The organism is Corynebacterium tuscaniense (genome assembly GCF_008693065.1).
Taxonomy (GTDB): Bacteria; Actinomycetota; Actinomycetes; order Mycobacteriales; family Mycobacteriaceae; genus Corynebacterium; species Corynebacterium tuscaniense.
Genome location: NZ_VXKH01000066.1, coordinates 1 through 8,456, shown reverse-complemented (window position 1 = coordinate 8,456; position 8,456 = coordinate 1). Strand labels below are relative to the sequence as shown.

At 56.7% G+C, this 8,456-nt stretch carries 4 protein-coding genes and 1 pseudogene; 3 read left to right on the top strand and 2 right to left on the bottom strand.

Annotated features, from left to right (window positions below):
• Both F4V54_RS09360 and F4V54_RS09355 read left to right on the top strand, forming a co-directional pair.
• Positions 1-614 (top strand): annotated as a pseudogene (locus F4V54_RS09360) (hypothetical protein); the annotation flags it as partial.
• An 18-nt stretch (positions 615-632) separates the two neighbouring features.
• Complete coding sequence (locus tag F4V54_RS09355; protein ID WP_150386960.1) at positions 633-1,025, top strand: peptide chain release factor I; 393 nt, start codon at positions 633-635, stop codon at positions 1,023-1,025.
• Positions 1,026-1,132: 107 nt separating this feature from the next.
• Here F4V54_RS09355 and F4V54_RS09350 read toward each other — a convergent pair whose 3' ends face one another.
• Complete coding sequence (locus F4V54_RS09350; protein WP_150386959.1) at positions 1,133-5,593, bottom strand: NACHT domain-containing protein; 4,461 nt, start codon at positions 5,591-5,593, stop codon at positions 1,133-1,135.
• A gap of 539 nt (positions 5,594-6,132) precedes the next feature.
• On the opposite strand from F4V54_RS09350, the gene F4V54_RS11785 reads away from it, so the two are divergent.
• Entirely contained in the window at positions 6,133-6,486 is a 354-nt protein-coding gene (locus tag F4V54_RS11785) for a type IIL restriction-modification enzyme MmeI (protein ID WP_016423158.1), read from the top strand.
• Positions 6,487-6,556: 70 nt separating this feature from the next.
• On the opposite strand, the gene erm is transcribed toward F4V54_RS11785, so the two are convergent.
• Positions 6,557-7,411, bottom strand: coding sequence for a 23S ribosomal RNA methyltransferase Erm (gene erm / locus F4V54_RS09340; RefSeq protein ID WP_150386958.1), 855 nt, complete (start codon positions 7,409-7,411; stop codon positions 6,557-6,559).
• Positions 7,412-8,456 lie beyond the last annotated feature (1,045 nt).

Here is an 8,456-nt window from a genome sequence, read left to right as displayed (position 1 = left end):
CGCCAGTCCCGTCGTCGCTGCAGGGACCGGGCTGCTCTTGCTGGCATGCTGCGCGCTTCCGTCGCTGCTCTGCTGCGGCCTGCCGTTCATCGCGGCGGGCGGAGCGGGAAGGAATCGTCGAAGCGCGCAAGGATAGATTGGAATCGACCACCCGCCGTTTGCTCGCGATGGATTCAGCCATCCGCGATGCAGCCAAACTGAGCAATCAGGTCTGGGTGACCAACCCGATTCGCGCACGCCACATCACCGCACACGCGAACAGTATTCACGACATCATCAGCGCGTTCGCGCAGCATGTGCGGATGAATGTGGAGGATGCGGAACGTCTCCAGGTCCAGGGCTGGCGACAATCTGTGATGTCGCTAGCGGGAGACACGGTCAATGCTGCGAATCGCGCCCGTCAGTCTGCGGTGGAACAGGCGCAGAAGGCCACCGAGAAAATTCGCGACATGAACGAAGACCGGCTGCTTGCGAAGGCCGCTGAAATCGAAGCCCGACGGGAGAAGGAGGAGCAAAAAGCGTTCGAATCAACCGGTGACGAGGATAATACTGAGGCTGGATCCCGGCCGTCGCGACGCGGTCTCCGCTTCCGCCGAGACGAGAAAGTGTTGTAGGCACCTAGGCTGGGCGGCATGAACGACCTGACCATAGCGCCCGGCCCGGGGATCCCCGACGGTGCGGTCATCGCCGCCGCCGATCTCGCGGAGCGTTTCGCGAAATCGTCGACTCCAGGCGGCCAGGGCGTCAACACGACGGACGGCAAAGTCCAGCTTTCCATCGATGTCGCCGAATGCGCATCGCTTACCGACGCCCAGCGTCACCGTATCTCGCGCAACCTCGAGCACCGCCTAGACGGCTCCGTCTTTACCGTGACTGCGTCGACTCAGCGGTCTGTGTTTCGCTCCTGGTCCTCTCGCTTGCACCTGCGACACAGCCTCGTGTCCCCGGGCCGTAGCGTTCGGGGGAACACAATAGCCCCAGTCCTCATCACGTCCCGGGATCAAAGAGTTCATCGCAGGGGTTAAGCACTACACGTTGAACTTGAACTCGACCACGTTACGAATCGGATCAACCTCTCCCGCCAGGAGACATTGGCTCCAATGAAACCCGCGGCCCTTTCGAGCGCTATCGGTTATAACCGCTCTGAATCCGTTATGGCCTCACTGATGCCGTACGCGCCAAGCTCTAAGAGAGAGTCCAAAACGTCGAGCAACTCCGCTCGGTGGGTACGATCCCGGCACTGCGCTAGCCCACGCACCACCAGTTCACTGATGTAATGCGCATCTCCCGCTGCGCCGGTGCGAATGTCCGCGGCATCGTGCCCGAAGACATCGACGAACCGTTTTGCAGCCCTCAAGACCAGTTCATCGACCTTATCCGGCGCGTACTGTAGCGTGACCAGCAACTGGGGCGTGGCGTGTTCGTAAGCCGGCGAGTCGATCAAAGCCGCGAGTAGTTTAACGAATGGCTGGAGCGGTTGCTCGCGGAGGTGAAGCGCCACAGTAGCCGCTTCCTTACGCACCCCATCCGCCTCGTCGTTCATAAGCCGGGTTAGGGTCGCCGTGGCCAGTTCGACATTCGAAGTGCGATCGACACACTGAACACAGGTTTCAGCGATGCCCTTTCGAGCGTGAAAGTCTCCCGACAGCGCTTGTTTCATAAGATCGGGGCGGTCCCATTCCATCGCCGCGAACGCCGCGACAGCGCCACCAGCCTCACGAGCTTCGGCATCATCCGATGCCAACATGCGCTGAATTACCGGATCTATAACCTCGGGATTCACGTTGCCGATGTAGACCATCAAATGCTGAACAGATCCGGCGGCGAGGAGACGATCGTCAGTATTGATCAGGGTTGAGAACGCCCTCATGACCTCTGGGCGAGCATGCCGTAGCGCGGCGGCGAGGGTGTAGGCAACGCACGAACGGACACTGAGTACCGGATCGCCGGCCATCGCGTTGAGATATGGCGCGACCAGTGCAGTTCTCTTGCCGTCACTGTCGGTGACCAAAAGATCGCCGAGAGCTTCGGCCAAACTCCCTCGTGCCGTGTTGATGCCGTTCAATTGCATATCCACGGCACTTGGTGCGTCCGTTCCATCCCGAACGATCACAGGAGAACAATCGGCCGGATCCAGCGCGTGCACAGCGCTGTCTCTAACCAGTTCGACCAGGTCAAGCGGCACTTCGCGGTAGTATTTTTGTAGTGCCATCCCGAGCCACCGATCATTTTCTGCCTGTCCCAGCGAAGCAATGTGACGGACAGCGTCGAAGATCAGCGGCGCGGTGCTATCGCTCGCATCGGCCTCGCCAAAGCCCCTAAGCATCGCACCGGAGTAAGCCGCATTGAACTCTGGGGACAGCCGCAGCGCCAGCCTAGCGAAGCGCTCGGGGTTTGCGGCTACTTGATTGCCCAGCACGCTGGACAATTCATGGGCTCCGCCGGTGAAGGTCGCCCAATTCGTCTTGTCAGTGTCATACTTTGACATAGCCCTCAGCCACTGTGAATCGCTCATTTTCTTTGCGGCACCAAGGCCGATCGGCGAACCGATGGAACCACCGGTAATTCCCTGTGGCTCTGCGGGGGCGTCCTCCCCAAACTTCCGTCGATATTCCCCGAGGAGTCGTTGACCGACCGTAGTAAGCCGCGCTTCTTCCAGGGCGGATAGAAACGTGAAAGCCGAGCGTCCCGAGCCGCAGTTACTCCCCCACTCGCAGGGCAAATCTCGAAACAACTTCTCGAGCCGCTGGTGAATTTCGTCGGACACGTGTGGTGCAATCGCCAGGACAAGCTCCCGTGCAACCCATAGGGAATCGGAGATATAGCCGCAACGGAGACGACGTCCGCCTTCGAGCAAGAGACTCGCCGCCCACCCGGCAAAATGCTCTGCGCCCGCTGACAATGCTCGGTAGAGCAAGAATTGCGATCCGTCGTAGGGATCGGAAGCCAGTTCCTCGAGAAGGAACCGGATCTCCTCAGGGGCGCTCTTTGCCACACTCTCCAGCGCTCGGCCCGCCGCCGCCAGCAGGATGTCATCAAGCCGGTAGCTGCCGAGGTCATCGTCCTTGATGCGAAAGCTGAAGTGCAGATCGCGAATCAGGCCGTCGACGCCAGGCTCGATCGCGGTCCTCGCCATGACTCGTCGGAGATACGGCACCGTGACCAGCACGAATGCCAACGGTTCAGCATGTGCGGTATACCTAACGAGTTCGGCGGCGCTGTACTCTCGCATGCCGAGCACAGTCACCTTGCCTTCCTCGTTAAGCGTCAGGGCATCCCCGTGATCGATCAGCCGAGCCTGCAACAACTCGATCGCCCAAAGTGGTTCGTGCTTAGGCAGGTTGTGCATCGTTAGCCAAAGTTCATGCTGTGCCCCATCGTAGGCGCCTTCGCGAACTCCTTCGAGCACCAAATCGAACAAATCTCGGTTCTGAAAGACATCCGAAAAACGGCTGACCCAACGCAACCAGCGGTGATATTCCGGCTGGGCCTTGCGGTCCCCTAACAGCTTTGCGATCGATACCGGGTGCTCTTTGACCGCACTAGCCATCATATTCAACGCGGGACTCCGCATACCCTCGTTCGGGCCATCGAGCCAAGCAGCAATCTGACCATCTTCAAGGAATCGCCTGAACCACTGTGGTCTACTCAACTGCTGCCAGAGCCGGTCTTCAAAGCCCGGATGTCCCGCGGCGATCCGGACCATCACTTCGGCATCGGCAGTCGTCGGCGCAAGAAGATTAGCTACGACGGCAAGGACTGTCTCCTTTATGTGAAATCGGATGTCGTTAGCGGTAAGTACTGATTCGACCTCGGTATGGAAACGATCCGGCGCTCGCTCGTAGAGATGTTGCAGGACCTGGCGAACCTGGGCACGTCGAAAAAGTGCCTGCTCGTCACGGAGAAGGAAGTCAACGAGTGACTCCCCGCGTGACACCCACAGACGTGCGAAGGCGTAGTCGAAAAACGTTTCATGGAAGAACGCGATGCGACCGCCGTCTTGCGCAAGCAAGTGTTCTGAAACGAGGACGTTGGCGTCTTCAATAAGGTCCTCATCGTCCAGAATCTCGATTGGGACAGACAGCGCTTGCAGATCGCTTGCAGCGTTGGCGATCCGACTGACCACGTCGTTGAATCTGACATTCACTCGCCGCGAACGCACTGCTTGTCGCTTGCGCTCCCAAAACGCTTCAAAGAGCGATCCGCGCGAATGGAAGGCCAGCGCGTCAGCCTGAGTCGAAATCGTTTGCAGGAGTACAAGGTGCAGCGGCGTCTGCAGAAGGGCTAGTTGTGATGGATTTAACCGCGCTGGGTCGAGTCCCATTCTTGTCACTGCCGCTTCGACTTCCTCCTTCGACAATCGGTCGACTTCCACCGTTGTTACGTCGGTACGAGACGCAAATGCGCGGATACGGTGATCATTATCGATGTCGAACTGGCGACATGCCATAACAACACGGATTCCGCACACTGACAGTGCTTCGTCGATGAGATCCATAACGACATCGAAACTCTCCGGCATACGTCCGGAGGCAAGACTCACCGCGTCGAGTTGGTCGATAATCAGGAAGGCGTCGCGATCGTCAGCCGCCCTCGCCAAAGCGGCTGCGGGAGAGACTTCGAACCCGAACTGATGCCCCAACTCGACAGTCGACGCGAACGGACCACATCGGTCCAATCGTAGCGCCAGCACCTCGGCACCAGCCGATTCAAGAGCGGCAGCAGTTTGTTCGAGAACGGAACTCTTCCCACCTCCCGCCGTACCTGCGACGAGCCCGATCCGATATTTATCAAGCGCCTCCACTAGGTGGGCGGCCTCTGCACGCTTAATCGGTGGTTGCAAGAGTTCACGTTCAACGGACTGACGCCAGCTTTTCGTGATCTTAAACACCTGCTGGTGCGACGTCAGATGCGACCCAGGTTCCAGTGGCTTGATGCCCCTTTGAGCGAGAAGAGCAAAAAGTTCAGTTCGAGTCAACCGCTTACCGAGGTTGTCGAGAAGGATATCCCCTATAGCAAGAGATATGAGGTCGCCGCTAGCTCCCCTCAGACTGCACACAGCAAGCATACTGTTCGTGCGGACGATGTCGAGTTCATCTTGAACTAAGAACCGCATTCCGCGAAGTGTGTTCCAGGCCACTTGGGGATTGCCCAGGATTTCGGCCGCCGCCAATTGGTTAAAGACCGGTGTTAGCTCTTTAGAAAGCCAGCAGTCGGTGAAACTCGTTAGATCATCTGACTTGCGAGCACGATCGGACAATTCTTGTAAGGGCCGGCACGGCACCAGGGAGACAAAATGGTAACTTCGGCCCGCCGCCACATGCTCCGCAGCCGCCTCGAAGATCTTTTGATCGGCGAGAGCCTTGACTGTCCAACTGTTACTAGTGCCGTTCTGTCGTTTTAACTGGTGCACTTCGGTAACGAGACCGTCGTCGTAAGTGAACTCGGAACCTCGATTTAGCTCGGCGTCGATGTCTTCCGCAGTCAACGCCCGTCTATCGTCGACGATGCAATATAAGGCATGGCGGATAGCCCATGCGAGCTCGTACCTATTTCCAAGCTTGTCTGTTTCTCCGCCAGGTCTAGGCGACATCAGACCTCCGAGATCACTTTCAACGTGGGATGCCGTATGGCGACACCCATAGCAGACTAGTGCAGGCTCGGCCGAGTGTGGGCACCGAGTGTGAGGCACTTGCGTCTATTTAAGTACACTCAAACGACTACGGGCCAAAATGCGATTACAACTAAAAGTAACCCTGTCCAGGAACTACACATTGAACTTGAATTCGACGGAGTGTCGTCGATAAATAACTATTCGATGCGCAAAGTACAACGAAATACCGCTAGAAACAGACAACATATGGGGGTGCACAGAAACACATATAGGTTCTGCGGAAAACCTATAGGGTGCGTCGCTAAAAACCGCTGTGCGCGAAAAACATAAAGGGTTTACGGACCCGGTCCCAGACCCCTCAATACTCTGAGCCGGAAGAATGGAAAGTGGAAGGTTGATGTATCCCCACTATTTATTTTTTCCGTTTTTCGGAGTACATCGGGAGCTACAACTGCGGACCAGCTCTGTGTGAACTAGATGAGAAGGCGCAGCAGCGAATCATCGACGCTGGACAGTTGGTGCTGCGGGCACGCGAGCGGCACCCCCAGCGGTCACTCGCGGAGCACTACAACCCGTTATCGATGGACCCAATTCTGCTCAAGGCTCACAACAACTTGGACCGGGAAGTCGATAAGGCTTTCGATGTGGCACGCAAACTCACCAACGAGCGCCAGCGCCAGGAGCTACTGTTCGCCAGCTACGGGGAGTTGGCGAGGGGCTATGTCTCCTCGCTTTCATCAAAATCGAAACCACCAGCAGGGTCGTTCCCCGTGCGGGTGATTTTGATCGGTCCCGCTGCTGGGTGTAGAACCCTGTCGCTGGCAACGCCGGGAACTATGACTGTGCCCGACGAGAACACGTCACTGCCATAACGCGGCTCACGGTAGACGAACATGGGTCGTTCACTACTACTGGTGGATTTCGGTTTTGGTGGTGGGGGGATTACCGCCGCCAGCCTCGATTTTTCCGTTGAGGAGGGCGTTGACTACTTCCCGATTGTGAAATGGGCCGATGGCGCGGTGAAGAGGAACCAGTCACCTGGAAGAGATCGATCCAGTCGCTGGTGTGCAATCTGGGAGGTAGGGTTGCGGGGTCGATTCCTCGCGAGCGCAACCATGATTGTGTCTCTGAACGTGATGAAAACAACCCTGCCCTTCGGAGAATTTCCCCTATCCCGCGTCCCCGGGCGGTGAAAACGGTGTGCACCATCGCCTGAAAGGCTTTGCGTTGCTCTATCGGGATCTTCGGGTCACCCACCCGGCGGATCACTAAGATCCCCCCGTCAACGTTTGGCTGTGGCCGGAAAGCAGACCTTGGTACTCGGGAACCAAGGTGAAACGTGAACCATGGGGACCACTGAGCTGTCATCATCGTGCTTGCACCTACCCCGGCCCGGCGGCGAGCGACTTCCCACTGCATGAGGAGTACAGCGGCAGTCCATGCCGGCGCATGCAACAACTTTCGAAGAATGGCAGTGGTGAGGTGAAAGGGAATGTTTCCCACAATGACGCAGGGAGTGGCGGGTAACGGGAAGTTGAGGAAATCATCATGGACCACTTCGACCGACGCCGAGGCGGTCTTTTTTGTGAGTTTGGCAGCTAGTTTTGCGTCTACCTCAACTGCCGTTATTGCCCTCCCCAAGTGGGATATCGGGTGAGTGAGGGCACCGCTTCCTGGCCCGATCTCAATGATGGGGCCGGAGGTTTGTTTTACAAGATCGACGATGGAGTTGATGATCTTGTGGTCTGTGAGAAAATTTTGGCCATGTTCGTGACGGCCGTATCCGTATGTAGACATCAGGTGTGCTCCGTGGAGTTGAAACGGAGCCGGGCATGGCAAATGGCCGCCCGGCTAAAGGACCGGAGCGGTTTCTAACCTGCGGGAGGGAGAAAACCGCCTTAGCGGCTGGTGAGCGGCCGCATGAAAACGGAACCTGAAATCAACATGGGCCTATCGTATCCAATTAATTTCGCAGGGTCCAATACGGTGAGAAAGAAGACAACCGCACCGCAACAGTGCAAGACCTCTCTGGATTGGAATTTAATTGAACATGGGTTTGGGGTACGACGCGCCCTACTCGGAGTGGCACGGACACTACGGCTGCGCGCCCACACACAACAGTAAAGAGCTCGGCAATGCACAGACACGTAACGAGAGCGCCACAAATGTATGTACGTTTAAGTTACAGCATCGACACTGACGCTCCACATGGAGGGACGGCCGCAGCCCTGCAGCAAGCACACGGCAGGGTGTCTGCTTCGGGCGACGTGAAATTACGCAGAAAAATACGAAACACATCACCGCAGGTCACGGTAGGTATTTGCGGGTCATTTCGTAATCTCGTAAACGAAAAGAACAAAACTACGAAACACAAAAACATACGTTGAGCAGCGTAAATGGTTTTCGTTTCGTAATTTTTCCACTTTTTGAAGAAAATCTAAATAAGAAGAGACACCTTGATTGCGATTGTGTCCCGTGTCACATAGCTGCAACCCCTGCAGCGTGCCCTCAACGAGGACGCTCTGTGTCGTAGACATGTGCCTGCAATGCGTGTCTGTGTCTCTCTCTTAAAAGGTTTGGGTCGAAATACCGCAAAATTACGAAACACCGCCGAAATGTGACGTGTCTATGCAGGTCACAGCGTTATCGCGTGTTTCGTAGTTTTGTTCTTTTCGTTTGCGGAAATCACGAAACCGCAGGTAGAGCGTTTCGTAATTTTTCGTATTTTGATCGGCAAATTACGAAACGAGGTCAAAACTACGAAACGAACACACAACACCTGTGTTGCGTGTCACACAACGGCGCGCCACGGACGTGTTGCAGCGTGGCAGTATCCCGGCCG